Raw genomic sequence first — 24,670 nt, 5'->3', positions numbered from 1 at the left:
GGCCGGCCGTGGGCGGAACCGGCCGGACCACGGGCCGGCACCGGCGCGCGAGTCCGGGGGCGGATCCCGGGGATTGTCGCGCTGGCCGGGCTGCTGGCGGCGGTGTGCTGGTGGCAGCCCCCGGTGCCCCCCGCCGACCTGCGCAGCGTCGACGACCCGACCGGCCGGGCCGCCTACTTCGCGCCGCTGCGGGAATTCCTCGACGGCCAGCGGCTCACCGGCCGGGTGGAGGTCCCGCCGACCCGCAACTACCGGGAGGCGGCGGCGCTGGGCGAGGTGCCGCTGGCCCGGGGCTGGCTGCGGCAGGCCGACATCGACCGCAACCCGCTCTTCTTCACCACCGTCCCGGGCGCGGCCGGCACCGGGGTGCCGCTGACCGCCGCGAGCTACCGGGACTGGCTGCACGACAACGCGGTGCAGTTCGTCGCGGTGCCGGACGCCCCGCTGTCCTGGGTGGGGCGGGCCGAGGCCGAGCTGGTCGCGGGCGGGTTGGCGTACCTGACGCCCGTCTGGTCCGGCCCGCACTGGCGGGTCTGGGCAGTGGTCGACCCGACGCCCGTCGTCGGCGCGCCGGCCGAGCCCGTCGCGCAGGACGGCGCGTCGGTGACCTTCCGGACCGCGTCCGCCGCCACGGTGCCGGTCCGGGTCCGGCACAGCCGCTGGCTGACCGCGTCGGGCGGCGCCACGGTCGCCGCCGACGGCGACTGGACGGCGGTGACCGTGCCGCGCGCCGGCACGTACCGGCTCGGTAGCTGACCCCACGCCGCGCCGACGACCCGCAGTTTGCCGAACCGGCAAGGTTTCTTGCCGCCCGCTACCGGCGGGGCGCACGATGGCGAACAGGCAGGGGCGCCGCCCACGGGGTGGGTCGCCCCCGGCGGACCAGGAGGGATGGCACCGTGCACCACCACGGGACGGCCGGCGAGCACCGGCACGAGGACGCGACGGCGACGGGCATGGCCGACGAGGGGCGGCACCGCGACGTCGACGACGAGACCGCACGATTCTGGGAGGAGCTCTACGCGCAGCGCGAGAGGTTCTGGAGCGGGCGGGCGAACCCCGTCCTGGCCGACGTCGCCGGGTCGCTGACGCCGGGCAGCGTGCTGGACCTGGGCTGCGGCGAGGGCGGCGACGCGATCTGGCTGGCCGGGCGGGGCTGGCGGGTGACGGCCGTCGACGTCGCCCAGACCGCCCTCGACCGGGCGTCGGCGGCAGCCACCGAGGCCGGGGTGGCGTCCCGCATCGAGTTCCGGCGGCACGACCTCACCCGGACCTTCCCGCCGGGCGAGTTCGACCTGGTGTCCGCGCAGTTCCTCCAGTCGCCGCTGGAGTTCCCGCGCGCCGAGGTGCTGCGCTCGGCGGCCCGGGCGGTGGCCCCCGGCGGCCGGCTGCTCGTCGTCGAGCACGGCGAGGTCCCGCCGTGGGGGCGCCACGACCACCACGCGCGCTTCCCCACCCCGCAGGAGACGCTCGCGGAGCTCGACCTCGACCCCGACCGGTGGGTCACCGAACGGCTCGACGCCCCGCGCCGGCAGGCCACCGGCCCGGACGGCCAGGTCGGCACCCTCGTCGACCACGTGGTACTGGTCCGCCGCGAGCGCTGACGCCGGGCGGCGTCGACGCGTCGACGGCGACGGCGACGGCCGGCGTCAGGCGTCGAGCACGCGTTCCATCGCCGCCCGGGAGCGGCGGCAGGTGCGCAGGTATTCGTCGAGGAACTCGCCGGGGTCGTCGCGGCCGAGCAGCCGGACCACCCCGGCCAGCTCGACGCCGTGCCGGGGCAGCTGGTCGCCCGCCCGGCCCCGCACCAGCATCAGCGCGTTACGGACCTGCGCGGCCAGCGTCCAGCCGGCCGCCATCTCGGTGGCGTCCGTCGGGTCGACCAGCTCCGCGTCCCGGGCCGCCGCGAGGGCGTCGAGCGTACGCGTGCCGCGCAGCGCCGGGATCGCCCCGGCGTGCCGAAGCTGGAGCAGTTGCACCGCCCACTCGACGTCCGCGAGGCCGCCCCGCCCCAGCTTGGTGTGGGTGGCCGGGTCGGCGCCCCGGGGCAGCCGCTCGTGTTCCACCCGCGCCTTGATCCGGCGGATCTCCACCACCTGCTCGCGGGTCAGCCCGTCGGCCGGGTAGCGGACCGGGTCGATCATCGCCTCGAACTCCGCGCCCAGGTCGGCGTCACCGCAGACGAACCGGGCGCGCAGCAGCGCCTGTGCCTCCCACACCCTGGACCAGCGGGCGTAGTACTGCGCGTACGCGGCGAGGCTGCGCACCAGCGGCCCCTGCCGGCCCTCCGGGCGCAGGTCGGCGTCCACGCCCAGCGGCGGGTCGGGCGCGGGCATGCCCAGCAGCCGGCGCAGCTCCTCGGCGACCGCGTGGGCGGCGGCGCTGGCCGCGCTCTCGCCGGCACCGGCCGGGGGGTCGTAGACGAAGAGCACGTCGGCGTCGGAGAGGTAGTTCGACTCGTACCCGCCGAGCCGGCCCATGCCGATCACGGCGAAGCGCAGCCCCGGCATCGGCGGTTGGGTCGCCCGGGCGGCCCGCAGCGCGGCGGCCAGCGTGGCGTCGGTGACGTCCGCCAGGGCGGTGCCGACGGCCGTCACGTCGGCGAGCCCCAGCGCGGCCCGCCCGCCGTCGGGGCGGGGCGGCGACGGGGCCAGCGAGCCGGCCCGGCTCAGCAGGTCGGCGCAGGAGATCCGGACCAGTTCCCGGCGGCGCATCGCGCGGATCGCCCGGGTGGCCTCGACGGGATCCGCGTGCCGGGCCGCCGCGGCGGCGAAGCCCTCGCAGAGCACCTCCCTCGGCCGGGGGGTCAGCTCGCTCTCCTCCGCCAGCAGCCGCAGCGCCTCCGGCTCGCGGGCCAGCAGGTCGGCGGCGTACCGGGAGGAGGAGAGCACCCGGGCCAACCGGCGGGCCACCGGCCCGGAGTCGCGCAGCAGGCGCAGGTACCAGGGCGTGCTGCCGAGCTTGTCGGAGACCTGCCGGTAGTTGAGCAGGCCCCGGTCCGGCTCGGGGGCGTCGGCGAACTCGCTGAGCAGCACCGGCAGCAGGGTGCGCTGGATGGCGGCGGTGCGGCTCACCCCGCCGGTGAGGGCCTGGAGGTGGCGCAGCGCCCCGGCGGGATCGCCGAAGCCGAGGATCTCCAGCCGGTGCCGGGCCGCCTCCGGGGTCAGCCGCAGCCCGTCGGCCGGCACCCGGGCCACCGACTCCAGCAGCGGCCGGTAGAGCAGCTTGGCGTGCAGCCGGCGTACCTCGGCGGCGTGGGTGACCCACTCGGCGCGGAACTCCTCGACGGCGCTGCGCCCCCGCGTGGCCACGTGGCCCAGCGCGGCGGCCAGCCAGCGCAGCGCGGCCGGCTCGGTCGGCACGGTGTGGGTGCGGCGCAGCCCCTGGAGCTGGAGACGGTGCTCGACGCCGCGCAGGAAACGGTAGCCGCGCAGCAGCGCCTCGCCGTCGGCGCGCCCGACGTAGCCGCCGGCGACCAGGGCGCGCAGCGCCGGGATGGTGCCGGGCGTCCGCAGCGACTCGTCCCCCCGGCCGTGCACCAGCTGCAGCAGCTGGACGGCGAACTCGATGTCGCGCAGCCCGCCCGGCCCGCGCTTGATCTCGCGCTCCAGCTCCTTCGGGGGGATGTTGTCGATGATCTTGCGCCGCATGGCGCGGACGTCCTCGACCGCCTCGGGACGCTCGGCGGCCCGCCACACCAGCGGGGCGAGCTGGTCGATCCACTCGCGGCCCAGCGCCAGGTCGCCGGCCGCCGGCCGCGCCTTGAGCAGCGCCTGGAACTCCCAGGTGCGCGCCCAGCGTCGGTAGTAGGCGAGGTGGCTGGCGAGCGTCCGCACCAGCGGGCCACGGTTGCCCTCGGGCCGCAGGGCGGCGTCGACCGGCCAGGCAACCAGGCCGCAGACGTGGATCAGCCGGGTGGCGACCGTCGTGGCGGCGGCGAGGTCGTCGTCCTCGGCGGCCACGAAGATGACGTCCACGTCGGAGACGTAGTTCAGTTCGAGGCCGCCGCACTTGCCCATCGCCACGACCGCCAGCCGGGGCCGTGGGGTGCCCTCCGGCAGCTCGCTTACCGCGATCTCGTACGCCGCCGACAGGGTCGCGTCGGCCAGCGCGGAGAGCGTCGCCATCGTCTGCTCCAGGCCCCGGCCGCCGGTCAGGTCGGCCGCCGCGATCCGCAGCAGCGCCAGCCGGTACGCCCTGCGCAGCACCGCGATCGGCTGGCCGTCGCCGGACAGGTCGAGCCGCCCCTCGGCGGTCGGGGCGAGCCCGTCCGGGGCGGTCCGCAGCGCGGGCCACTGGTCGGGATTGGCGACCAGGTGGTCGCCGAGCGCGGAGGACGCGCCGAGGACGGCGATCAGCCGGCGGCGCAGCCCCGGATCGCCGACGAGCGCGGCCAGCAGCGCCGACGCTGCGGCGGCGTCCGGGCCGGCGGCCCGGCGCTCGGCCTCGACGATGCGGTGCAGCTGGCGCAGCGCCAGGTCCGGGTCGGCGGCGCGGGAGAGCGCGGCCAGCAGCTCCGCCGCGTGGTCGCCGGTCGGCTCCTGCACGTCCGGCCGCCACAGGCCCAGCCCGTCCGGGCCGAGCAGGTCGGCGGCGCGGGTGGCGCGGTCGCCGTCGGTGCCGAACCCGTAGCGGGCGAGCCGGCCCGCGGCGCTGGTCGGCCGGCCCATCACTGCCCGAGCAGCGGCAGGCTGCGGCGGGGGGACTCGTCGCCCAGCTCGCCGAGGGCCAGCGCGGCGAACCGGGCGGCGAACGGCTGCCAGACCTCCTCGACGTCGACCATCACCGCGTGGCAGGCCGCCACCACCAGGTCAGGATCGTGTCCCAGCTCGGCCAGGACGGTCGAGTCGGTGGCCCAGTCGGTGATCATCGCGGTGTCGCACTCGATGTGGAACTGGAGCCCCCAGGCCCGGTCGCCGAGGCGGAACGCCTGGTGCGGATAGCGCGTGGAGGCGGCCAGCAGGGTGGCGCCCCGGGGCAGCTCGGTGATCTCGTCGGAGTGCCACTGGAGCACGTCGGGCATCAGCGGGACGTAGCGGAACAGCGGGTCGGTGTCGGCGGCGTCCCGCTTGCCGACCAGGCCGGGCCCGATCTCCGGCCCGGACGGGCTGCGCTCGACCCGACCGGCGTGCGCGGTCGCCAGCAGCTGCGCGCCCAGGCAGATGCCCAGGGTGGGCACCCGGTGCCGGACGGCCTTGCGCAGCAGCCCCTCGAGGGCGGGGAACCAGGGCGCACCGGGCGAGCCGTCGGCCAGCGGGTAGGTCTGCTGCTCGCCGCCGAGCACCACCAGCGCGGAGTATCCCTCCAGGTCGGCGGGGAGTTCGTCGCCGGCGTGCGGGCGTACGACCCACAGGTCGAGGCCCGCCTCGGTCAGCCACTCGCCGAGCCGGCGGACGTCGTCGGTCGGGTCGTTCTCGATCACCAACGCGGTAGCCACGACGTCGAGGCTAGCCGGTGACCCCGACGCCCCCCGGAACGCCTCCACCGCGCGGCGGTGCCCACGCCGGCCGGGTCGTCCCGGCGGACACGCGACACGCCGGGCGCGGCGGCACGCCGGCCCACGCGGCACGCCGGCCACGGCATGCGCGGTCGGGTCGGCGGGCGCGCGGCGTCGGGTCAGCGGGCGCGTAGCGCGTCGAGCATCCGGGCGAGGGCGGCGCGGGTGTCGTCCAGGGCGGCCGGGTCGGTCGAGCGGGCGAGCCAGAGCGCCGCCTCGTTCATCGCCCCGGACAGCAGGTGGGTCAGCGGCGCGACCGGTTGCGGCGCGATCAGCCCCCGCTCCACCAGCAGGCTCAGCTCCTCGGCCAGGTGCCGCCCCGAGGCGGCCTCGTCGAGCGCGCGCCACTCGGCCCAGCCGAGCACGGCGGGGCCGTCGACCAGCATGATCTGCTGGATCTCCGGGTCGGTGCTCGCGGTCAGGAACGCCTGGCAGCCCGCCGTGAACCGGGCCCAGGGGTCGGGCTGGGCGTCGGCGGTCGCGGCGACCCGTCGCGCCACGTCCTGCTGCGCCTCGGCCAGCACGGCCCGGAACAGCTCGGCCTTGCTGGCGAAGTGGTGGTAGAGCGCCCCCTTGGTGACCCCGGCGACGCGCACGATCTCGGCCAGGCCGACCGCCGCGTACCCCCGGGTGGCGAACAGCCGGCGGCTCTCGTCCAGCAGCGTCCGCCGGGTCTGCTCCCGCTGCCGCGCGCGGATGCCCTCGGTCATCGCGTCCCCTCCGTTGACATACCGACGGTATGCGAACTACGGTTTTCGCATACCGATGGTACGCGAAAGGATCCACCGTGAATCTGACCAGTTTCTACCCGGTCGTCTGCACGTCCCGGCTCGGCGAGTCCCACGAGTTCTACCGGCGCTTCCTCGGCTTCGAGACGACCTTCGAGGCCGACTGGTACGTGAGCCTGCGGCGGCCGGGACCACCGGCGTACGAGCTGGCGCTGCTCGACCACCGGCACCCGACGCTGCCGGAGGCGTACCGGGCCCCGGTGCGGGGCCTGCTGCTCAACCTGGAGGTGACCGACGTCGACGCCGAGTGGGAGCGGCTCGTCGTCCACGGCGGGCTGCGCGCCGAACTCGCGCTGCGCGACGAGGACTTCGGGCAGCGGCACTTCATCGTCGCCGCCCCGGACGGCGTCCTGATCGACGTCATCACGCCCATCCCGCCGTCGGCGGCGTACGCCGAGCGGTATCTCGACGGCTGAACCACCGCGGCCGTCCCCGAGACCGACCGACGCGGTCGGCGCCGGCCCCGCGCGCACGCCACCGGACCCGGGGTGCGCGCGGTCAGCCGACGCGGGCGGCGATGGCCCGCGCGCACGCCATGGACTCGGTGTGCGTGGTGTCCACCTCCAGGTCGTAGGAGACCCCCTCGTGCACCAGGTCCGCCTGGGACGCGGCCATCCCGGGCGCCCGGTCGCCTCGGGCGATCTCGCGGCCGGCGGCGACGGCGCTGTCGCACCTGACCCCGACCCACAGCGCGGGCACCCCGTCCAGGGCCTCACGCCACCGCCGCTGGGACGCCGCGCCGCCGAGGAAGACGTCGTCGACGACGATCCTGGCCCCGGCCCGGGCCATCGCGGCGACACCCAGCGTCCAGGCCGCCTCCAGCGCCCGGAAGTCCGCCCCGACGCTTACCTCGCCGTCCGCCGCGATCTCGATCCCCCCGTCCCCGGCCTGCATCCTGGCGGGCAGGGCGTCGACGAACGAGTCGCAGCCGAACGCCAGCCACGGATCCGGCAGGACGGCCTGCAGGCACCGGACGATCCCGGACTTCCCCGAGCTGGAACCACCGTTGATGATGATCATCTGAGCCGCCATCGCGCCATGGTAGGGCGCGTGCCGCGCGGCACGAAACGGTAATCGGGCACCGTCGCTCCGCCGCACGGCCCGTGCCGGCGCCGGGCATTGCAGCTAGGCTCTGCCGCTGTGTCCGACCGCACCGCGCCCGAGCAGCCAGCCGTCCTCCGACCGCCGGCGCTGCGCCCCGGCGACACGGTGATGCTGGTGTCCCCGTCGGGGCCGACCCGTCCGGAGCGGGTGGCGCGGGGCGTCGAGCTGCTCACCGGCTGGGGCCTGCGGCCGGTGCTGGCGCCGAACGCGTACGCCCGGCAGGGCTATCTCGCCGGGGCGGACGAGCTGCGGGCCGCCGACCTGAACGCCGCGTTCGCCGATCCCGAGGTGCGCGGGGTGATCTGCACCCGGGGCGGCTACGGCGCGCAGCGGATCGTCGACGCCATCGACATGGCCGCCGTACGCCGGGACCCGAAGGTGGTCGCCGGCTTCTCCGACATCACCGCGTTGCAGTTCGCGCTGTGGCGGGGCGCCCGGCTGGCGGGCGTGCACGGGCCCGGGGCGGCCTGGCTGGACGAGCGCACGCCGCTGCGCTCCGCGGAGTCGTTGCACGCCGCCCTGACGACCACCGAGCCGGTGACGGTCACCGCCGTCGCCGAGGAGGAGACCTTCCCGGTGCGCGTACCGGGACGGGCGACCGGCCCGCTGCTCGGCGGCAACCTCTGCCTGATCGTGGCGTCGCTGGGCACCCCGGACATGCCGGACCTGACCGGGGCGGTCCTGCTCGTGGAGGACGTGCAGGAGCCGCCCTACAAGGTGGACCGGATGCTCACCCAGCTCCGGCGGGCCGGTGCGCTGGACGGGCTGGCCGGCGTGGCGGTGGGCCAGTTCACCGGCTGCGCCGACGGCTGGTCGGTCACCGTCGCCGACGTGCTCGCCGAGCGCCTCGGCGACCTCGGCGTCCCGGTCCTCGGTGGCCTGCCGATCGGCCACGGCGTCGGCCAGCTCACCGTCCCGGTCGGCACCGAGGCCACCCTCGACACCGGCACCGCCACCCTCACGGTCGCCCCCGCCGTCCGCTGACCCGCCCACCCCGCCGATCAGGGGGTCAGGTGGGCCAGGGCGCCGGTCTCCAGGGCGGCCCAGACCGTGCGGTCGGGGGCGACCGTGAGCCCGTGGGGCTCGGCGCCCGGGGTCGGGAGGTCGTGGGTGGTGATCGTGCCGTCCGGGGTGACGTGGCCGATCCGGTTGCCGCCCCACTCCGTGTACCAGCAGCCGCCGCCGGGGTCCGCGACGATCGCGTGCGGCCGGGCGGCCCGGTCCGGCAGCGGGTACTCGTCGATCCGCCCGTCCGGGGTGATCCGGCCGAGCTGACCCGCGCCGATCTCGACGAACCAGAGCGCGCCGTCCACGCCGGCGGTGATGCCGACCGGGCCGGCCCCCTCGGTCGGCAGCGGGTGCAGCGTCACCGCGCCGTCCATGCCGATCCGGCCGACCGCGTTCGCCTGGTTGAGCGTGAACCAGACGGCCTCGTCCGGGCCGGCGGCGACCATCGAGGGGAAGCCGCCGCTCACCGGCAGCGGAAACCGCGTCACCTGCCCGTCGACGGTGACCCGGCCGATCGCGTCGGCGCTCATCGCCGCGTACCAGAGGGCGCCGTCGGGACCGGCGGCGATGCCGCACGGGCCGGTCCCCGCCGGGAGCGCGACGGCGCTCTGCTCCCCGTCGGTGGTGATCCGGCCGATCCGGTCGTCGCCGGAGCGGGTGAACCAGAGCGCGCCGTCGGGCCCCGCGGTGATGATCAGCGGCCGGCTGTCGGCCGCCACCGGCCAGGTCCGCAGCTCGCCGTCGGCCCCCACCCGGGCGATCTCGCCGGCGTGGACCAGCGTCAGCCACAGCGCGCCGTCGGGGCCGACCGTGATGGCGTACGGGCCGCTGCCGGCACCGGTCAGCGGGACTTCCCGGATCTTCGCGGAGGTCGTCAAGAGGGTCACCTTCCGTCACCTGTTCCGCCCCGGTGGGGCCGTGCCGATCGTCCATCCTCCCCACCGGCGCGCGCCGAGGCAACCCGTTTGTCCGGTCGGGGCGGCCGGATTGCCAGCTCGCTGACAGGCTCGCCACGGCTTCCCCCCAGCCCGACTGGTCACCGTCGGTGAGGTCATCGCACCACCCACCAACCGGATGGAGGACGACATGTCCCGCACGATGAGGAAGAAGCACCTGCTGGCCGGGCTGGCCGCGGCCGGCGTACTCGGCGTGGGCGTCGCGGCCCCGACGGTCGCGTTCGCCGCGGACGGCGCCGCCCCGGCGTCGAGCGCCGGCACCACCGAGGACGGCGACCGCCGGCAGCAGCGGGCCGACCGGCAGGCGGAGTTCGCCGAGAAGCTGGCCACGGAGCTGGGCGTCGACACCGACAAGGTCACGGCCGCGTTGGAGAAGCTGCGCGAGGAGCGCAAGCCGGCCGACCGGCCCGGAAAGGGCGACAAGGGCGACCGGCCCGACAGGGGCGACTCCGCCGACCGGCAGGCCGCGCTGAAGGAGCGCCTGGCGCAGGCCGTCGAGGACGGCAAGCTCACCCAGGAGCAGGCGGACGCCGTCAGCGCGGCCGCCGAGGCCGGCGTCCTCCCCGGCCCGGGCGGTCGCGGCGGGCACGGCGGCCCGGCCGGCAGGTGACCGCCCGCCGTCCGCCCCGGCACCCAGGCCGGGGCGGACGGCGACCCGGCGAACCCGGGCGGAGCGGACGCCGACCCGGCGAACCCGACCGGAGCGGACGCCGACCCGGCGCCCCGGGCGACGCGGACGCCGACCCGGCGAACCCGGACGACGCGGACGACGACCCGGCGCCAGGTCGGGCGGTGGATCCGGCCGGGGCGGACGGCGACCCGGGTCAGGCCCCGGGCGGGCTGTAGACGCCGATGAGGTTGCCGGCCGGGTCGTGCAGGTGCGCGAAGGTGAGCCCGTTGTGGTTCTTCGTCGCCGGCACCAGCACCCGGCCACCCGCCGCCTCCGTCTGCCGGCAGGTCCGCGCCACGTCGGCCACCTGCACGTAGAACACCGCGTAGTTCGCGCCCGCCTCGCGGACCTCGCGGATCCCGCCCTGGATGGAGCCCTCCGGCCCCGGCCCGACCACCTGGTAGGGCTCCTCGGGCGTGCCCTGCTCGTCGTACGCCCAGCCGAACAGCTCGGTGTAGAACCGCCTGGTCTCCTCCGGCCGGTCGGTGCCGACCTCGAACCAGTTGACCCCGTTGGTGATCGCGGACATCTGTCGCCTCCCGTTCGCGCGCCGGCCCCCTCGGCCGGCGCCGTCGGGAATGAGCCTCGGCCCCGCCCGCGACACCGTCCTGTCGGTGTTTCGCGACAGGTTCGGGCTTTCCCCGCCGGGCGGGCGGAGGGAGCGCCGGCGTGGCCGAGCGCGTCGGGCACGTCGGTGCCTCCTCCCACGCGAGCGTCCGAACGGGACGGCATGCCGCGCGGCTGACGGCCGGTGCCGTCCCGCCTCAGACCAGGCTGAGCCGGCGGATGCGCTCCCGGGGGATGTCGAGGTCGTCGACCGCCAGCTCCCGCTCCGGCACCCGCTCGCCGAGGGCGTTGACCGAGCTGATCCGGTCGGTGCGGAAGGCCCGGATGCCGCCGCGCAGCCGGCACCAGGCCAGCAGGTACCAGTGCCGGGAGTTGCCGAGGTAGCCCAACGGTTCGACGTCGCGCAGCGAGCCGGCACCCGCCCGGTCGGCGTAGCGGATGCGCAGCACGCGCCCCGCGCGTACGGCGTCGGCGACGCCGGCCGGGACGGGCGTCGCCGGGCCCTCGCCGATCAGGTGCACCCGCGCGGCCAGCCGGTGCGCCTCGGCGGCGTCGGCGGCCGGCATCACGCCGACCAGCTTGCGCAGCGCGGAGCCGGCCGCGGCGGCGAACGGGGTGCCGCGCATCCGGTGCAGCGCCACCGCCAGGGCGACGGCCTCGCCGGGGGTGAGGTTGACCGGCGGCAGCGTGCGCGCCCGGTCGAGCGCGTAGCCGCCCGTGCGACCCGGCTCGGCCCAGATCGGCACGCCGGATTCCTGGAGGGCGTTGATGTCGCGCTCGATGGTGCGGCTGCTCACCTCGAGGCGCTCGGCGAGCCAGCGGGCGCTGCGCGGCCGGGGCGACACGGCACGCAGCTCCTCGACCAGGGCGTAGAGACGGTCCGTCCGGTTCACCCCCGCAACCTAGAACGGGGGTACGACGGAACCGCACCGCCCGGGCGCGGGCGCGACCCGGGCGCGGGCGCGGCGCGAACGCGCCCGGGACAGCCGGCTCAGGCGATGCAGGCGCAGACGATCAGGGCGGCGCCGAAGTGCGTGGCGGCGCTGACCCGGGCCGCCGGGTGCGGCTCGTCCGAGCAGATGATCTCGCCGAGCTTGCCCGGGGTGAGCAGGTCCAGCACCAGGAACGCCAACGCCATGATCGCCAGCCCGATCAGGCCGAAGACGACAGTCGAGGCCAGCCCCTTGGCGAAGTCGCTGTAGCTGGTGAGGATCGCGGTGAAGACGATCCCGGCGATGCCGAGCTGGTTGGCGGCGAGCAGCAGCGCGGCGTTGCCGTTGCGACGCACCCAGATCAGCTCGCGCAGCCGCCCGGGGGTGAGCACGTCGACCAGCCCGAACCCGGCCGCCATCAGGGCCACCCCGACGACCCCGAACACGACGCTCTGCCAGGCTCCGCTGAGCAGGTCCTCCAGCACCGACTGCCTCCCGACCGTCCTACGCCCGGCGGGGGTGCCGGCGCGGTGATCGAGACGATAGCGGCACCGCGCCAGCGGCGGGAGCCCCGCCCTACAGCGACAGGTAGCGCTGCCGCTCGTAGGGGGTGACCTCGCGGCGGTACTGCTCCCACTCGGCCCGCTTGTTGCGCAGGAAGAAGTCGAAGACGTGCTCGCCGAGCACCTCGGCGACCAGCTCGGAGCCGGCCATCACGTCGATCGCCTCGGCCAGGTTCTCCGGCAGCGGCTCGTAGCCCATCGCCCGCCGCTCGGCGCTGGTCAGCGACCAGACGTCGTCCTCGGCGCCCGGCGGCAGCTCGTAGCCCTCCTCGATGCCCTTCATCCCGGCCCCGAGCAGCACCGCGAAGGCCAGGTAGGGGTTGGCCGCCGAGTCGGGCGAGCGGATCTCCACCCGGGCCGAGTTCGGCTTGCCGTACGCCGGGACGCGGACCAGCGCGGACCGGTTCAGGTGACCCCAGCAGACGTACGCGGGGCTCTCGGTGACCCGGTCGGGCAGCGCCTGCGGGAACAGCCGCTTGTAGGAGTTGACCCACTGGTTGGTGACGGCCGTGTATTCCCGGGCGTGCACCAGCAGCCCGGCGATGAACGCGCGCGCCACCTTGGACAGCTTCATCGGGTCGCTCGCGTCGTGGAACGCGTTGCGCTCCCCCTCGAACAGCGACAGGTGGGTGTGCATGCCGCTGCCCGGCTGGTCGGTGAACGGCTTCGGCATGAAGGTGGCCTGCACGCCGGTGGAGAGCGCCACCTCCTTCACCACGTGCCGGAAGGTCATGATGTTGTCGGCGGTGGTCAGCGCGTCGGCGTAGCGCAGGTCGATCTCCTGCTGGCCGGGGGCCACCTCGTGGTGGCTGTACTCCACGGAGATGCCGATGCGCTCCAGCGCCAGCACGCCCTGCCGGCGGAAGTCGCGCGCCACGGCGTGGGTGGTGTGCTCGAAGTAGCCGCCCGTGTCGACCGGGACGGGCACCGAGCCGTCCATCGGGCCGTTCTCCAGCAGGAAGAACTCGATCTCGGGGTGGGTGTAGAAGGTGAAGCCCTTCTCGGCCGCCTTCGACAGCGCCCGGCGCAGCACGTGCCGCGGATCGGCCCAGGACGGGCTGCCGTCGGGCAGCAGGACGTCGCAGAACATCCGGGCGCTCTCGCCGCTGACCCCGCCCTCGAACGGGAAGACCTGGAAGGTGGTCGGGTCGGGCATGGCGACCATGTCGGACTCGAAGACCCGGGCGAAGCCCTCGATCGCCGAGCCGTCGAAGCCGATGCCCTCCTCGAAGGCGGCCTCCAGCTCGGCCGGGGCCACCGAGACGCTCTTGAGCGTGCCCAGCACGTCGGTGAACCACAGCCGGACGAACCGGATGTCCCGCTCTTCCAGCGTACGGAGGACGAACTCCTGCTGACGGTCCACTTCCACCCCTCGCGACACTGTTGCCCGCCTTCGGCCGGGGTCGAGCCGGCCTGACCGACCAGTCTCCACCCGCCTCGTTACGCCGACGTTACGCGACGGGCCGGCCCGCGTCCCGCCCTGTCCCGCGCCGCCCGGCGGGACCCGCCGGGGCCGCCGCCGGCACCGCCCCGGCACCCGGCGCCGACGACGCCGCCGCCCCGCCCCGGTCTCGTCCCGCCCCGCGTGTCGGGTCCGGGCCGCTGGGGCAAGATGAGGGCATGCCCACCCTGCGTCTCGCCCTGTGCCAGGTCAACCCGACCGTCGGCGACCTCGCCGGCAACGCCGCCCTGGTCCGTGACTGGACCCGCCGCGCCGCCGACGCCGGCGCCCAGCTCGTCGCGTTCCCGGAGATGATGCTGACCGGCTACCCGGTCGAGGACCTGGTCTTCCGGCGGTCCTTCGTCGCCGCGTCGAAGGCCGCGGTGGACCGGCTCGCCGCCGATCTCGCCGCCGACGGGCTGGGCGAGCTGCCGGTGCTGGTGGGCTACCTGGACGCCGACGGCCCGCCGCAGGTCAGCGGCGACGCCGAACCGGGTCGCGGGGCCCGCAACGCGGCCGCCCTGCTGCACCGGGGCGGGATCGTGGCCACCTACTTCAAGCACCACCTGCCCAACTACGGCGTCTTCGACGAGGACCGCTACTTCGTCCCCGGCGGGGAGCTGACCGTCGTCCGCGTCGGCGGGGTGGACGTGGCGCTGACCATCTGCGAGGACCTGTGGCAGGCCGGCGGCCCGTTCGCCGCCGCCCGCCAGGCCGGCGTCGGCCTGGTCCTGAACATCAACGGCTCGCCGTACGAGCTGAACAAGGACGACATCCGGCTGCCGCTGGTGCGTCGCCGGGCCGCCGAGGCGGGGGCCACCATCGCGTACGTCAACATGATCGGCGGCCAGGACGAGCTGGTCTTCGAGGGCGACTCGATGATCGTGACCGCGGCGGGCGAGCTGCTCGCCCGCGCACCGCAGTTCGTCGAGCACCTGCTGGTGCACGACGTCGACCTGCCGCCGGCGCGGGAGGCGGCCGACCCCGACGGGGCCCTGGCCGACGACATGCGGGTGGTCCGCGCCGCCGTCGACGCCGTCCCGCCACCGGCCGGCGGGCCCGCCGCCACGGGCGGCACCATCGCCCCGGTGGCCGACGAGGCCGAGGTGTGGCAGGCGCTGGTGCTCGGCCTGCGCGACTACGTCAACAAGAACCGGTTCCCGTCGGTGGTGCTCGGCCTCTCCGGCGGCATCGACTCGGCGGTGGTGGCCGCGCTGGCCGTCGACGCGCTCGGCCCCGACCGGGTGGTCGGCGTCTCGCTTCCCAGCCAGCACTCCTCCGAGCACAGCAGGGAGGACGCGGCGGAGCTGGCCAAGCGCACCGGGCTGGACTACCGGGTCGAGCCGATCCAGCCGATGGTGGACACCTTCCTGGCCAACATGTCGCTCTCCGGCGTCTCGGTGGAGAACCTCCAGGCCCGGGTACGCGGGGTGATCCTCATGGCCCTGTCCAACCAGGAGGGGCACCTGGTGCTCACCACCGGCAACAAGAGCGAGCTGGCGGTCGGCTACTCCACCCTCTACGGCGACTCGGTCGGCGGCTTCAACCCCGTCAAGGACGTCTGGAAGACGCTGATCTGGCGGCTGGCGAAGTGGCGCAACGCCGACGCGACCCGCCGGGGCGAGACCCCGCCCATCCCGGAGAACTCGATCGGCAAGCCGCCGAGCGCCGAGCTGAGCCCCGGCCAGCTCGACAGCGACACGCTGCCCGACTACGACGTGCTCGACCCGATCCTGATCGGCTACGTCGACGGCGACCTCGGCCGGGACGGGCTGGTCGAGTCCGGCCACGACGCGGCCGTGGTCGACCGGGTGCTGCGGATGGTGGATACCGCCGAGTACAAGCGTCGGCAGTCCGCGCCGGGCACGAAGATCTCCATGAAGGCGTTCGGGCGGGACCGGCGGCTGCCGATCACGAACCGGTGGCGCGAGGACGGCTGAGCCGGCCGCTCCCGGGCCGGTCACCGCGACGGCCCGGGAGTGACATCCTCCACTGGGCTCTGCCGCCGGCCGGTCGTCGGGTGCGACGATCGCGACGGAACCCGGGGACCGCGCACGCGGCCTCGAGGAAGGAGAGAGTCATGGTGGAGTCCACCCCGTCCGAGGTGACCGCCCTCTACGGCGGCCCGGCCACCCGGCGGGTACGCACCCGCGACCTGATCGCCGCCAAGGAGCGCGGCGAGCGGTGGCCGATGCTCACCTCGTACGACCAGTACACCGCCTCGATCTTCGACCAGGCCGGCATCCCGGTGCTGCTGGTCGGCGACTCGGCGGCGAACAACGTCTTCGGCTACGAGACGACGGTGCCGGTGACCGCCGAGGAGCTGCTCCCGCTGGTCCGCGCGGTGGTCCGGGCGACCCGGCACGCGCTGGTCGTCGGCGACCTGCCCTTCGGCTCGTACGAGGAGGGTCCGACGCAGGCGCTGCGCACCGCGGTGCGGTTCATGAAGGAGGGCGGCTGCCACGCGGTGAAGCTGGAGGGCGGCCGGCGCTGTGCCGGTCAGATCGCCGCGATCACCGGCGCCGGCATCCCGGTGATGGCGCACATCGGCTTCACCCCGCAGAGCGAGCACGCGATCGGCGGCTACCGGGTCCAGGGGCGCGGCGACGCCGCCGAGGACGTCCTCGCCGACGCCCGCGCCGTGGCCGAGGCGGGCGCGTTCGCCGTGGTGCTGGAGATGGTGCCCGGCGAGGTGGCCAAGCGGATCACCGCCGAGCTGTCGATCCCGACCGTCGGCATCGGCGCCGGCCCGGACACCGACGCCCAGGTGCTGGTCTGGCAGGACATGGCCGGCCTGCGTACCGGCAAGGCGCCCCGCTTCGTGAAGCGCTACGCCGACCTGGCCGGCACCCTCGCCGACGCGACCCGGCGCTTCGCCGACGAGGTCCGCGGCGGCGACTTCCCCGCCGCCGAGCACACCTTCTGACGCCAGGCCGACGGCCCGGGGCGCGGGCGCGTCCCGGGCCGTCGACACCGCGAGGCGGGCCACGGCGGGTTGCGACGGCAAACTTGGACAAGTAATGTCCACGATGTGAAGATGAGCGAGGGCGTCGAGTGGGCCCTGCACACCTGCCTCAACCTGTCCTGGGTCACCGACGGCCGGGCGATCCGCGCGACCACCCTCGCCGCGTTCTACGAGCTGCCCCCCGCCTACCTGAACAAGCAGCTCCAGGCGCTGGCCCGCGCCGGCATCGTCACCTCCACCTCCGGCCCCCGGGGCGGCTTCCGGCTGGCCCGCCGGCCGGAGGAGATCACCCTGCTGGACGTGGTGGTCGCGATCGAGGGCAGCGACGAGGCGTTCCGGTGCTCCGAGATCCTGCGTCAGGGCCCCGGCGGCCGGTCGGACGTCGACTACCGGCAGACCTGCGTGATCTCCCAGGCCATGCGCCGGGCCGAGCTGAGCTGGCGACGGGAGCTGGCCGCGCAGAGCCTGGCCGACATCAGGGCCACCGTGGAGCACCGGTTCCCGGCCTCGCCCGACCAGACCCGCAACCGCTTCACCGCCCTGCGGGGCTGACCCCGCCCCGCCGTTCAGCCGCCCCGCCGTCCAGCCGCCCCGATCGCGGGCGGCGCGCCGGTCGGCGGGGTGACCGCCGGCGGGGCCGGCGTCCCCGGGGTCGCCGACGACCCCGCCCCGCTCACGACCGTCACGGCCGCCGCCACCCGGCGGGACCGCACCGCCTGACCACGGAGGGAACCACCGTGCCGCACACCGTCAGCAACCCCGACACCCTGCACGACCCGGTGGGCTACGGCTACAGCCACGTCGCCCGCGTCTCGGGAGAGCTGGTCTTCGTCGCCGGCCAGTACGCCTCCGACGCCACCGGCCAGGTCACCTCCCCGGACTTCGCCACGCAGGTGCGGCAGTCCTTCGCCAACCTGGGCAGGGCGTTGGCCGCCGAGGGGCTGGAGCACCGCCACGTCGCGCAGCTGCGCACCCACATCGTCGACCACGACGCCGACAAGCTGGCCGTCGTCGCGGGGGTCATCGGCGAGATCTGGGGCGCCACGCCGCCCACGCAGACCCTCACCGGCGTGGCCGCCCTCGCGCTGCCCGACATGCTCTTCGAGGTCGACGCGGTCGCCGCCCGGCCCTGAGCGGGCCACCGTCACCCGGCCCGCAGGGCGTCAGAGGTCGGTGACCCGGATCCCGGCGTGCGCCTTGTAGCGCTTGTTGATGGCGATCAGGTTGGCGGTGAACGCCTCGATCTGGTGGGCGTTGCGCAGCCGGCCGGCGTAGATGCCGCGCATGCCGGGGATCCGGGCCGCGAGGGCGGCGACCACACCGACCAGCTCCCGGTCCTCGGTGCAGATGAGCACGTCGAGGTCGATCCGGTCGATCTCCGGGTCGGCCAGCAGCGGCGCGCTGACGTGGTTGAACGCGGCGCATACCCGGGAGTCGGGCAGCAGCCCGGCGGCCTGCTGGACGGCGCTGCCCTCCGGCACGGCGAGGGCGTAGGGGCCCTGCTTGTCGAAGCCGAGCGGGTTGACGCAGTCAATGACGATCTTGCCGGCGAGCGGCTCGGCGAGCGCGGCGACGGTGGCGGCGTGCCCGTCCCACGGCACCGCGACGACGACCACGTCGCTGCGCCGGGCCACCTCCTCGTTGCCGGCGCCGGCGATCTCGGCCCCGGCCGGCACGCCGGGCAGCGCCGCGATCTCCTGCGCGGACTGCGCGGCCCGCTCGGCCGTCCGGGACCCGATCAGCACTGACTGCCCGGCCCGGGCGAACCGGTAGGCGAGCCCTCGTCCCTGGTCGCCGGTGCCGCCGATGATGCCGACGGTGAGCCCGGACACGTCGGGCAGCGTGCTCGCGTCGTAAGCCATGCCGTCATCCTCGCAAACCCGGCCCCGCGCCAGCAGCGGCGGGCAGTGTGACAAACCCCGCTGCCGCCCCGCCCGACCGACACCGGCGACGGGCAGCCGAGCGGCGGGCGGCGGGCGGCGGGCGAGCCGACGCAGGCGGCGCGGGCGACGGGCGACGGCCCGCAGGCGGGCCGACCCGGGCGACGGGCGGCGGGCGCAAGGCAGGCCGACGCGGGCGACGGGCGACGGCCCGCAGGCGGGCCGACGCGGGCGACGGGCGGCAGGCGGCGGGCGGCGGGCGGCGGGCGGCGGGCGGCGTCAGGCTCGTTCGAAGGCCACCGAACGCGTCGCCGGGTCGGCGGTGACCAGCCGGACCCGGACCCGCTCCCCCAGCGGCAGCTCGCCCAGGCAGCGGGCACGCACCGGCGGGTCGTCGAGCGCCACCGCACCGCCGGGCCGGCGACCCTGTCGGGGCTTGCCCTCCGGGACGGCGTCGACGTCGAGCACCGCCGCGTCGAAGGTCTCCCCGACCCGGTGTTGGAGCAGCACCGCCTCGGCAAGCTCGATCGCGCCCCGGGTGGCCGCCGAGGCCAGCCGATCGGTCGTCGCCATCACCTCGGGCAGCCGGGGCAGCGCCGCGCGGGCCCAGTCGGGCACCGGCCGGCCCTCGTGCAGCGCCAGGCAGACCTCCGTGGCGTACCGGTCAGCCAGGCGCCGCAGCGGCGCGGTGACATGGGCGTACGCGGCCGCCACCCCGCCGTGCTCCCGCTGCTGCGGCGGCGCGCCGTCGAAGGCGGTGTACGCGGCGCCCCGCATCAGCTCGGCCGCCTGGTCGACGAAGGCCGCCGCCCGGGGCTGGGACGGGTCCAACCCGGCGAGCACCTCGCCCGGGCCGGCCCCGTCGGGCCAGTGCACGCCCAGCGGGGCGGCGGCGGCCCGCAGCCGCGCCACCGCCTCGGGCTTCGGGGCCGGCATCGTACGCAGCAGGCCCACCCCGCCGGCCAGCATGATCTCGGCGGCGGCCATCCCGGTCAGCAGGGAGATCTGGGCGTTGTGCTCCTCCATCGGCACCGGCCCGCGCAGCACCAGCCGCCAGCCGTCGCCGTCCGCCTCCACGTCCTGCTCGGGCAGTGGCAGGTTGATCGCTCCCCGGCGTAGGCCGCGCGCGGTGAGCAGGGCCCCGATCTCGGGCAGCAGGGCGATCGGCTCGGGCAGCCGGCCGGCGTCGGCGGCGGCCTGGACGCCGGCGTAGTCCAACTGGGCCCGGCTGCGTACCAGCGCCCGCTCCAGCGCGACCCCGACGGTGCCGCCGTCGGAGTCGAGGTCGACGGTCCACACGACGGCGGCCCGGTCGGCCTCCGGCAGGAGGCTCGCCGCGCCCTCGCTGAGGGTCTCGGGGTGCAGCGGCACCGCCCCGTCGGGCAGGTAGACGGTCTGCCCGCGCCGCCAGGTCTCCTCCTCCAGCGCGCCGCCGGGGCGCACGTGCGCGGCGACATCGGCGATCGCGTACGTCACCCGGAAGCCGCCACCGGGACGCCGGGCGAGGTGCATCGCCTGGTCGAGGTCGCGCGAGCCGACGGGGTCGACGGTGACGAACGGGATGTCGGTGCGGTCGGCGGCAGGCCGGGGCGGCGCCGCAGCAGCGGCGTCGGCCTCACGCCGCGCCGCGGCCGGGAACCCCTCGGGCAGTCCCAACTCGCGGCGCAGCGCGCCGAAGTCGATGCGGGGCGCGAGTACGCGTCGGATCACCACGGGGTCAATCCTGACAGCGTGGCGGGTGATCCGCTTCCCGGCGCGCGCCGGGAGTCACGGGGCGGCGGTCAGCCGGTCGCCTTGCGCGCCGCCGCTCGTGCGCCCCGGGGCGCGGTGGCCCGGGCGGCGGCCGTCCGCGCCGGCGCCTTGCGGGCGGTGACCTTCTTGGCCGGCGCCTTGGCGACGGTGGTCTTCTTCGCCGGTGCCTTCTTCGCGGCCGCCTTGCGGGTGGTGGCCGACGACGTCGCGGTGGCCTTCTTCGCCGGCGCCTTCTTCGCCGCCGCCTTGCGGGCGCCGCCGGTGGGCCGGGTCGCGGCCGTCTTCCGGGCCGGCGTCGTCTTCTTCGCGGCGGCCTTCCTGGCCGGCGCCTTCGCCGCCGTGCCGGTCTTCTTCGCCGCCGTCGCGGTGGTCTTCTTCGCCGTCGAGGTGACCTTGCGCGCGGCGGTGGTCGTCGCGGCGGGGGCCTTCTTCGCGGCGGCCGTCTTGGCGGGAGCCTTCTTGGCGGCGGCTGGCTTGGCGGGGGCCTTCTTGGCAGCGGGGGCCTTCTTGGCTGGCGCGGTGGTCTTCTTCGCCGGCGCGGTCGCCTTCTTCGCCGCGGTGGCGGCCCTGGTCGCGGCCTGCCGGACGGGCGTCCTCGCCGAGGTGGTCTTCTTCGTGGCGGTGCTCCTGGCCGCGACCGCCGTCTTCTTCGCCGCGGCGGGCGCCTTCTTCGCGGTCGCGGCGGCGGTCTTCTTCGCCGCGGCCGTCGTCTTCTTCGCTCCCGTCGCGGCCTTGGTCGCCGTCTTCTTCGCGGGGGCCTTCTTCGCGGGGGCCTTCGCGGCGGCGGTCTTCGTCGCCGGGGCCCGCCCGGCGCCGCCCGTCGCCCTGCCGCCCGTCGTCTTCTTCGCCGCCGTGGTCGAGGCGGACGACGACCGTACGGTCCGGGCCGCGCCCGCGGACCGCTCGGCCGCGGCGGTCTTCCTGGCGGTCGTGCGTCCGGCGGCCGGGCGGGTGGTGGCCTGTTGTGCTTCGGCCATCTCGGTTCCCTCCTTGGGGACGTGCTCTCGCCCTCGCGAAGCACGGAGCATCTCGACGCGGACCGTCCCGCGCCGCCTATCTGTCCTCCCCGGCCCAGCGGGCGTCCTCGGCGTCCCACGCCTCGTTGCGCTCCCGCACCGTCTGCAGAGCGTTCTCCGCGTCGGCGGCCGAGGCGTACGGCCCGAGAACGTGCCTGGCGGGGCACACGTCGGCATCGGTCTCGACCCGGTGGTGTCGGGTGCACCAGTAGTAGCGCCCACCGCTTCCGCTGTCGCTCATGGGATCACTGTGCACCGCGAACCACCCGGCTGCCACCGGAACACCACAAGTCGCCGATGATCTCCACAGTAGACGTGCTGCCGGCCGCAGGGGCTGGAACTGCGAAAACAGGGCGATCGGGGTCTGGCTGCCGCACGGCGTCGGCCCGACGGGGCAGCCGCGGGGCGCGCCGGTGACGCACAATCGGCCCGTGCGACGCGGGGGAAGAACATCGGTGTGGTCGCGGCGCGGGCTCGTCGCGGCGGTGGTGGCGGGCGTCCTGGCTGCCGTCGGGGTGGCCGCCGGACTGCCGCTGCTGCGGGACCGGTCGCAGCAGCGACTGGAGCAGCGGGCCGAGTGGGAGGTGGCCGCGACCGCGCAGCTCGCCCGCTCACGGCTGCTCGCCGCCCCCGCCGTCGGGGAGTCGACGCTACGGCAGGCCGCCGGCGGGGTGGACGGGGTCGAGGTGCTGGCGGTGCGCAGCGACGGGCCGGAAGCCGGACCGGCCGTCCGGCTGGTGTTCCGGGTGCGGGTGGCCAAGACGGCGTCGTCGGTCTTCGGCTGGCAGCGGGCCGACTCGACGGCCTGCTTCGCGCAGGTCGTGCACACCGACGCCGGCCCGGCCGCCCTGGAACGGCTGCCCTGCCCCGACTGACCCGGCCGGCACGGGCCGCCCCGCTCCACCGTCGGTCACAAGGCGCGGATCGCCGCCTCGGCCGGGGGCCGTCTCCGCCGGGCCGCCGTCTCGGCCGGGGCAGTCTCCGCCGGGCCGCCGTCTCCGCCGGGCCGCTGTCTCCGCCGGGCCGCTGTCTCCGCCGGGCCGCTGTCTCCGCCGGGGCCGTCTCGGCCGGGCCGCCGGCCGGGGGGCGGGTTAGGGTCGCCGGGTGGGCGCATCGGACTACATCCTGCGGATCCGCGAACACGTCGGCCACGACCTGCTCTGGCTGCCGAGCGTGAGCGCGGTGGTTCGCAACGACGCCGGGGAGCTGCTGCTGGGCCGGCGCGCCGACGACGGCCGCTGGTCCGTCGCCAGCGGCGTCGTCGAGCCGGGCGAGCAGCCGGCCACGGCGGTGGTCCGCGAGGTGCGGGAGGAGACCGGCCTGCACGTGGAGCCGGTCCGGCTGAGCAGCGTCCTCACCCACCCGCACACCTACCCCAACGGCGACCGCTGCGAATACCTGAACCTGGGCTTCGAGTGTCGGCTGCTGGGCGGCACCGCGCGGGTCAACGACGACGAGTCGGTGGCCGTGGAGTGGTTCCCGCCCGACCGCCTGCCGGCGCTGGACCGGCACGCCCGACTGGTCATCGCGCACGCCCTCGGCGCGGAGGCGACCGCCTGGTTCCTGCCCGCCGGCACGGTCTGGACGGAGTCCGGTGACTGACCTCGACCCCGCCCTGCGCCGCTACCTCGCCGACCTGCTCGCCGCCGCCCGCGACGTCCTCGGCGACGACCTCGTCGGGGCGTACGCGGCCGGCTCGGTGGGGCTGGGCGCGTACCAGCCGGGGCGCAGCGACGTCGACGTGGCGCTGGTCTGCGCGGACGCCCTCGACCCGGCGCGCAAGCGGGAGCTGGTGGCGCGGCTGCGACACGAGGCGCTGCCCTGCCCGGCGCGCGGGCTGGAGCTGGTCGTCTACCGCCGGGCGGTCGCCCGCTCCGGCACGCCGGAACCCGGATTCGAGGTCGAGCTGAACACCGGCGCGCGGATGGCGTTCCGGGCCACCTGGGCCGCCGCCGAGCGGCCGGCCGAGGACGGCCTGTTCTGGTACGGGCTGGACCGCAGCATCCTGCACCAGTGCGGGCACGCCCTGCTCGGGCCGCCGGCCGCCGACACCTTCGCCGACCTCTCCCCCGCCGACCTGCGTCGCCTGCTGACCGACGCGCTGCGCTGGTGGCTGGCCCTGCCGACGCCGCCCGGCGACGGTCCCGCCCCCGGCGCCGAGGACGCGGTGCTCGGCGCCTGCCGGTCCCTGGTGAAGGTCCGTCACGGGACCTGGCTGTCGAAGGCCGACGCCGGCCGCCGGCTTATCGCCGACGGCCGGCCGATCGGCGCCGCTGCCGGCCCGTCCGTCGCTGCCGACGCCGGCCCGTCCGTCGCTGCCGCTGCCGGCCCGTCCCTCGCTGCCGACGCCGGCCCGTCCGGTGTCGTTGCCGGCCGGCCGGTCGACGCCGACCCCGACCGGGCCGCGACTGCGGCCACCGGCGGGGACGCCGACCTCATCGAGCGGTCGATCGCGGCGCGGGAGGGCGGGCCTCCGCCGGGCGGACCGGAGGCCCGCGCCTTCCAGCGCCGCGTCCTCGCCGAGATCAGCGGCTGACCGGCTCCACCGGGATCCACAGCTCGGCCTCCGCCTCGGCGCCGTCCGCCGAGAGCCGGGTACGGGAGATCTCCGGCCCCGGCCGGCTGCGGTACGGGTTGGACGGGAACCACTGGGTGAACACGTCCCGCCACAGGTACTGCACCGCCTGGGGGAACGGCCCGGAGGTCTCGAAGACCGCCCAGGTGCCCGCCGGCACGGCGAGCGCGTCGAGGTCCTCCGGCGCGTCGGCGCCGGTCACCACGCCGTGCCAGTAGTCCAGCTCGGTGCCCTCCGCGCGGTCGTCGGCCACCTTGTCGCTGACGTTGACGATGCCGGCCGGCTCCTGGTCGGACAGCGCCTCGATCCGGCGTACCGTCTCCGGCTCGAGGCTCCTGATGAAGGCCACGATCGCCGGGTTCATCCCCTCGTGCACGAGCGGTACCCGAGCCCTGCGGCCGACCAGTCGGAACTCCTCCTTCTGCACGATTCGGTATCGCATGCTGCTGCTCCCTTCGACGACGAGTCGGAAGGACATCCGGGGCTGGGAACGCAGCGCCGCCCCCATACGCCGGGCCTCGCCGGGCCCCACGCCGTGCATGGCGTGGAACGCCCGGGCGAACGCCTCGGTGGAGCCGTAGCCGTAGCGCACCGCGACGTCGAGCAGCGTCCGCTCCCCCGCGAGCACCTCGGCGCCCGCGACGGTGAGCCGCCGGCGGCGGATGTACTCGGACAGACCGACGCCCGCCAGCGCGGAGAAGATCCGCCGGAGGTGGTACTCCGACGTCACCGCGATCCGCGCCAGCTCGGCCACCTCGATCGGCTGGTCGAGGTGCCGCTCGATGTGCTCCATGGCCTGGTTGAGCCGCTCCAGCACCCGTTTCTCCTTCCCTTTCGAGCAGCAACGCTAGGCGCGTGCGGGGGTGCCGGACCCGACAAGCCGTGCCCGGATCGGTCGGCTCCGGCCGCCGCCCGTCCGTCGCGCGCCTCGATGCCGTACGGGCGTGCCGGCCCCC

25 protein-coding genes and 1 pseudogene are annotated in these 24,670 nt (G+C 75.9%); 12 read left to right on the top strand and 14 right to left on the bottom strand.

Annotated features, from left to right (window positions below):
* A pseudogene (locus ACWENR_RS02600) lies at nt 1-756 on the top strand (hypothetical protein); the annotation flags it as partial.
* Between the two features lie 143 nt (nt 757-899).
* Nucleotides 900-1,604, top strand: a complete 705-nt coding sequence (locus tag ACWENR_RS02595) for a class I SAM-dependent methyltransferase (protein ID WP_452275307.1) — start codon at nt 900-902, stop codon at nt 1,602-1,604.
* A 45-nt stretch (nt 1,605-1,649) separates the two neighbouring features.
* Here the strand turns inward: ACWENR_RS02595 and ACWENR_RS02590 are convergent, their stop codons facing one another.
* From ACWENR_RS02590 to ACWENR_RS02580, 3 genes are all read right to left on the bottom strand, one after another.
* A complete protein-coding gene (locus ACWENR_RS02590; RefSeq protein WP_452275306.1) occupies nt 1,650-4,670 on the bottom strand; it encodes a bifunctional [glutamine synthetase] adenylyltransferase/[glutamine synthetase]-adenylyl-L-tyrosine phosphorylase in 3,021 nt (1,006 codons plus the stop codon).
* On the bottom strand, nt 4,670-5,437 hold the full coding sequence (locus ACWENR_RS02585) for a type 1 glutamine amidotransferase (protein WP_452275305.1): 768 nt from the start codon (nt 5,435-5,437) through the stop codon (nt 4,670-4,672). The genes ACWENR_RS02590 and ACWENR_RS02585 overlap by 1 nt, the downstream gene beginning before the upstream one ends.
* Before the next feature lie 179 nt (nt 5,438-5,616).
* Nucleotides 5,617-6,207, bottom strand: a complete 591-nt coding sequence (locus ACWENR_RS02580; RefSeq protein ID WP_452275304.1) for a TetR/AcrR family transcriptional regulator — start codon at nt 6,205-6,207, stop codon at nt 5,617-5,619.
* 77 nt (nt 6,208-6,284) lie between these two features.
* On the opposite strand from ACWENR_RS02580, the gene ACWENR_RS02575 reads away from it, so the two are divergent.
* Nucleotides 6,285-6,701: a VOC family protein gene (locus tag ACWENR_RS02575; protein ID WP_452275303.1), complete on the top strand. Its 417-nt coding sequence runs from the start codon at nt 6,285-6,287 to the stop codon at nt 6,699-6,701.
* Nucleotides 6,702-6,783: 82 nt separating this feature from the next.
* On the opposite strand, the gene cpt is transcribed toward ACWENR_RS02575, so the two are convergent.
* Nucleotides 6,784-7,317: a chloramphenicol phosphotransferase CPT gene (gene cpt, locus ACWENR_RS02570; RefSeq protein ID WP_452275302.1), complete on the bottom strand. Its 534-nt coding sequence runs from the start codon at nt 7,315-7,317 to the stop codon at nt 6,784-6,786.
* A 180-nt stretch (nt 7,318-7,497) separates the two neighbouring features.
* Between cpt and ACWENR_RS02565 the strand changes: the two genes are divergently transcribed.
* Nucleotides 7,498-8,373 carry a S66 peptidase family protein gene (locus ACWENR_RS02565; RefSeq protein WP_452275313.1) on the top strand — a complete coding sequence of 292 codons (876 nt, stop codon included), beginning with the start codon at nt 7,498-7,500 and terminating at the stop codon, nt 8,371-8,373.
* Between the two features lie 17 nt (nt 8,374-8,390).
* Here ACWENR_RS02565 and ACWENR_RS02560 read toward each other — a convergent pair whose 3' ends face one another.
* Nucleotides 8,391-9,275, bottom strand: coding sequence for a Vgb family protein (locus ACWENR_RS02560; RefSeq protein WP_452275301.1), 885 nt, complete (start codon nt 9,273-9,275; stop codon nt 8,391-8,393).
* A gap of 208 nt (nt 9,276-9,483) precedes the next feature.
* Between ACWENR_RS02560 and ACWENR_RS02555 the strand changes: the two genes are divergently transcribed.
* Entirely contained in the window at nt 9,484-9,963 is a 480-nt protein-coding gene (locus ACWENR_RS02555) for a hypothetical protein (protein WP_452275300.1), read from the top strand.
* 214 nt (nt 9,964-10,177) lie between these two features.
* Here the strand turns inward: ACWENR_RS02555 and ACWENR_RS02550 are convergent, their stop codons facing one another.
* The 4 genes from ACWENR_RS02550 to glnA form a co-directional block, all read right to left on the bottom strand.
* Nucleotides 10,178-10,552: a VOC family protein gene (locus ACWENR_RS02550; protein ID WP_452275299.1), complete on the bottom strand. Its 375-nt coding sequence runs from the start codon at nt 10,550-10,552 to the stop codon at nt 10,178-10,180.
* A gap of 235 nt (nt 10,553-10,787) precedes the next feature.
* A complete protein-coding gene (locus tag ACWENR_RS02545) occupies nt 10,788-11,483 on the bottom strand; it encodes a helix-turn-helix transcriptional regulator (protein ID WP_452275298.1) in 696 nt (231 codons plus the stop codon).
* Nucleotides 11,484-11,581: 98 nt separating this feature from the next.
* Nucleotides 11,582-12,007: a DUF350 domain-containing protein gene (locus tag ACWENR_RS02540; protein WP_452275297.1), complete on the bottom strand. Its 426-nt coding sequence runs from the start codon at nt 12,005-12,007 to the stop codon at nt 11,582-11,584.
* 91 nt (nt 12,008-12,098) lie between these two features.
* Nucleotides 12,099-13,448, bottom strand: a complete 1,350-nt coding sequence (gene glnA, locus ACWENR_RS02535) for a type I glutamate--ammonia ligase (RefSeq protein ID WP_452275312.1) — start codon at nt 13,446-13,448, stop codon at nt 12,099-12,101.
* 257 nt (nt 13,449-13,705) lie between these two features.
* On the opposite strand from glnA, the gene ACWENR_RS02530 reads away from it, so the two are divergent.
* From ACWENR_RS02530 to ACWENR_RS02515, 4 genes are all read left to right on the top strand, one after another.
* Nucleotides 13,706-15,466: an NAD+ synthase gene (locus tag ACWENR_RS02530; protein WP_452275296.1), complete on the top strand. Its 1,761-nt coding sequence runs from the start codon at nt 13,706-13,708 to the stop codon at nt 15,464-15,466.
* 140 nt (nt 15,467-15,606) lie between these two features.
* Nucleotides 15,607-16,452 (top strand): 3-methyl-2-oxobutanoate hydroxymethyltransferase, encoded by an 846-nt coding sequence (gene panB / locus ACWENR_RS02525; RefSeq protein WP_452275295.1) that lies wholly within the window; start codon nt 15,607-15,609, stop codon nt 16,450-16,452.
* Nucleotides 16,453-16,563: 111 nt separating this feature from the next.
* On the top strand, nt 16,564-17,043 hold the full coding sequence (locus ACWENR_RS02520; protein WP_452275294.1) for an RrF2 family transcriptional regulator: 480 nt from the start codon (nt 16,564-16,566) through the stop codon (nt 17,041-17,043).
* A gap of 185 nt (nt 17,044-17,228) precedes the next feature.
* Entirely contained in the window at nt 17,229-17,624 is a 396-nt protein-coding gene (locus tag ACWENR_RS02515) for a RidA family protein (protein WP_452275293.1), read from the top strand.
* Between the two features lie 30 nt (nt 17,625-17,654).
* Here the strand turns inward: ACWENR_RS02515 and npdG are convergent, their stop codons facing one another.
* The 4 genes from npdG to ACWENR_RS02495 form a co-directional block, all read right to left on the bottom strand.
* Nucleotides 17,655-18,353, bottom strand: coding sequence for an NADPH-dependent F420 reductase (npdG, locus tag ACWENR_RS02510; protein WP_452275292.1), 699 nt, complete (start codon nt 18,351-18,353; stop codon nt 17,655-17,657).
* Between the two features lie 297 nt (nt 18,354-18,650).
* The gene (locus ACWENR_RS02505; RefSeq protein WP_452275291.1) at nt 18,651-20,084 is read right to left on the bottom strand and encodes an RNB domain-containing ribonuclease; all 1,434 of its coding nucleotides are present in this window, start codon (nt 20,082-20,084) and stop codon (nt 18,651-18,653) included.
* 68 nt (nt 20,085-20,152) lie between these two features.
* Complete coding sequence (locus ACWENR_RS02500; RefSeq protein ID WP_452275290.1) at nt 20,153-21,100, bottom strand: histone; 948 nt, start codon at nt 21,098-21,100, stop codon at nt 20,153-20,155.
* A gap of 76 nt (nt 21,101-21,176) precedes the next feature.
* The gene (locus ACWENR_RS02495; protein ID WP_452275289.1) at nt 21,177-21,380 is read right to left on the bottom strand and encodes a hypothetical protein; all 204 of its coding nucleotides are present in this window, start codon (nt 21,378-21,380) and stop codon (nt 21,177-21,179) included.
* Nucleotides 21,381-21,570: 190 nt separating this feature from the next.
* Here ACWENR_RS02495 and ACWENR_RS02490 point away from each other — a divergent pair, with 190 nt between their 5' ends.
* The 3 genes from ACWENR_RS02490 (at nt 21,571) to ACWENR_RS02480 (ending at nt 23,675) form a co-directional block, all read left to right on the top strand.
* A complete protein-coding gene (locus tag ACWENR_RS02490) occupies nt 21,571-22,014 on the top strand; it encodes a hypothetical protein (RefSeq protein WP_452275288.1) in 444 nt (147 codons plus the stop codon).
* A gap of 229 nt (nt 22,015-22,243) precedes the next feature.
* On the top strand, nt 22,244-22,741 hold the full coding sequence (locus tag ACWENR_RS02485; protein ID WP_452275287.1) for an NUDIX hydrolase: 498 nt from the start codon (nt 22,244-22,246) through the stop codon (nt 22,739-22,741).
* A complete protein-coding gene (locus ACWENR_RS02480; RefSeq protein WP_452275286.1) occupies nt 22,734-23,675 on the top strand; it encodes a nucleotidyltransferase domain-containing protein in 942 nt (313 codons plus the stop codon). The genes ACWENR_RS02485 and ACWENR_RS02480 overlap by 8 nt, the downstream gene beginning before the upstream one ends.
* Here the strand turns inward: ACWENR_RS02480 and ACWENR_RS02475 are convergent.
* Nucleotides 23,665-24,531: an AraC family transcriptional regulator gene (locus ACWENR_RS02475; protein WP_452275285.1), complete on the bottom strand. Its 867-nt coding sequence runs from the start codon at nt 24,529-24,531 to the stop codon at nt 23,665-23,667. The genes ACWENR_RS02480 and ACWENR_RS02475 overlap by 11 nt on opposite strands.
* Nucleotides 24,532-24,670 lie beyond the last annotated feature (139 nt).

Source organism: Micromonospora sp. NPDC004336 (genome assembly GCF_053602615.1).
Note: the sequence above shows the minus strand (reverse complement) of the source record. Positions and strands in the feature narration are given on the sequence as shown.

What these genes read in the sequence shown, in the direction of transcription:
- panB (WP_452275295.1), top strand. Translation starts at nt 15,607, where the DNA reads ATGGTGGAGTCCACCCCGTCCGAGGTGACCGCCCTCTACGGCGGCCCG.
- ACWENR_RS02550 (WP_452275299.1), bottom strand. Translation starts at nt 10,552, where the DNA reads ATGTCCGCGATCACCAACGGGGTCAACTGGTTCGAGGTCGGCACCGAC.
- ACWENR_RS02580 (WP_452275304.1), bottom strand. Translation starts at nt 6,207, where the DNA reads ATGACCGAGGGCATCCGCGCGCGGCAGCGGGAGCAGACCCGGCGGACG.
- cpt (WP_452275302.1), bottom strand. Translation starts at nt 7,317, where the DNA reads ATGGCGGCTCAGATGATCATCATCAACGGTGGTTCCAGCTCGGGGAAG.
- ACWENR_RS02590 (WP_452275306.1), bottom strand. Translation starts at nt 4,670, where the DNA reads ATGGGCCGGCCGACCAGCGCCGCGGGCCGGCTCGCCCGCTACGGGTTC.
- ACWENR_RS02520 (WP_452275294.1), top strand. Translation starts at nt 16,564, where the DNA reads ATGAGCGAGGGCGTCGAGTGGGCCCTGCACACCTGCCTCAACCTGTCC.
- ACWENR_RS02530 (WP_452275296.1), top strand. Translation starts at nt 13,706, where the DNA reads ATGCCCACCCTGCGTCTCGCCCTGTGCCAGGTCAACCCGACCGTCGGC.
- ACWENR_RS02555 (WP_452275300.1), top strand. Translation starts at nt 9,484, where the DNA reads ATGTCCCGCACGATGAGGAAGAAGCACCTGCTGGCCGGGCTGGCCGCG.
- ACWENR_RS02495 (WP_452275289.1), bottom strand. Translation starts at nt 21,380, where the DNA reads ATGAGCGACAGCGGAAGCGGTGGGCGCTACTACTGGTGCACCCGACAC.
- ACWENR_RS02500 (WP_452275290.1), bottom strand. Translation starts at nt 21,100, where the DNA reads ATGGCCGAAGCACAACAGGCCACCACCCGCCCGGCCGCCGGACGCACG.
- ACWENR_RS02565 (WP_452275313.1), top strand. Translation starts at nt 7,498, where the DNA reads ATGCTGGTGTCCCCGTCGGGGCCGACCCGTCCGGAGCGGGTGGCGCGG.
- npdG (WP_452275292.1), bottom strand. Translation starts at nt 18,353, where the DNA reads ATGGCTTACGACGCGAGCACGCTGCCCGACGTGTCCGGGCTCACCGTC.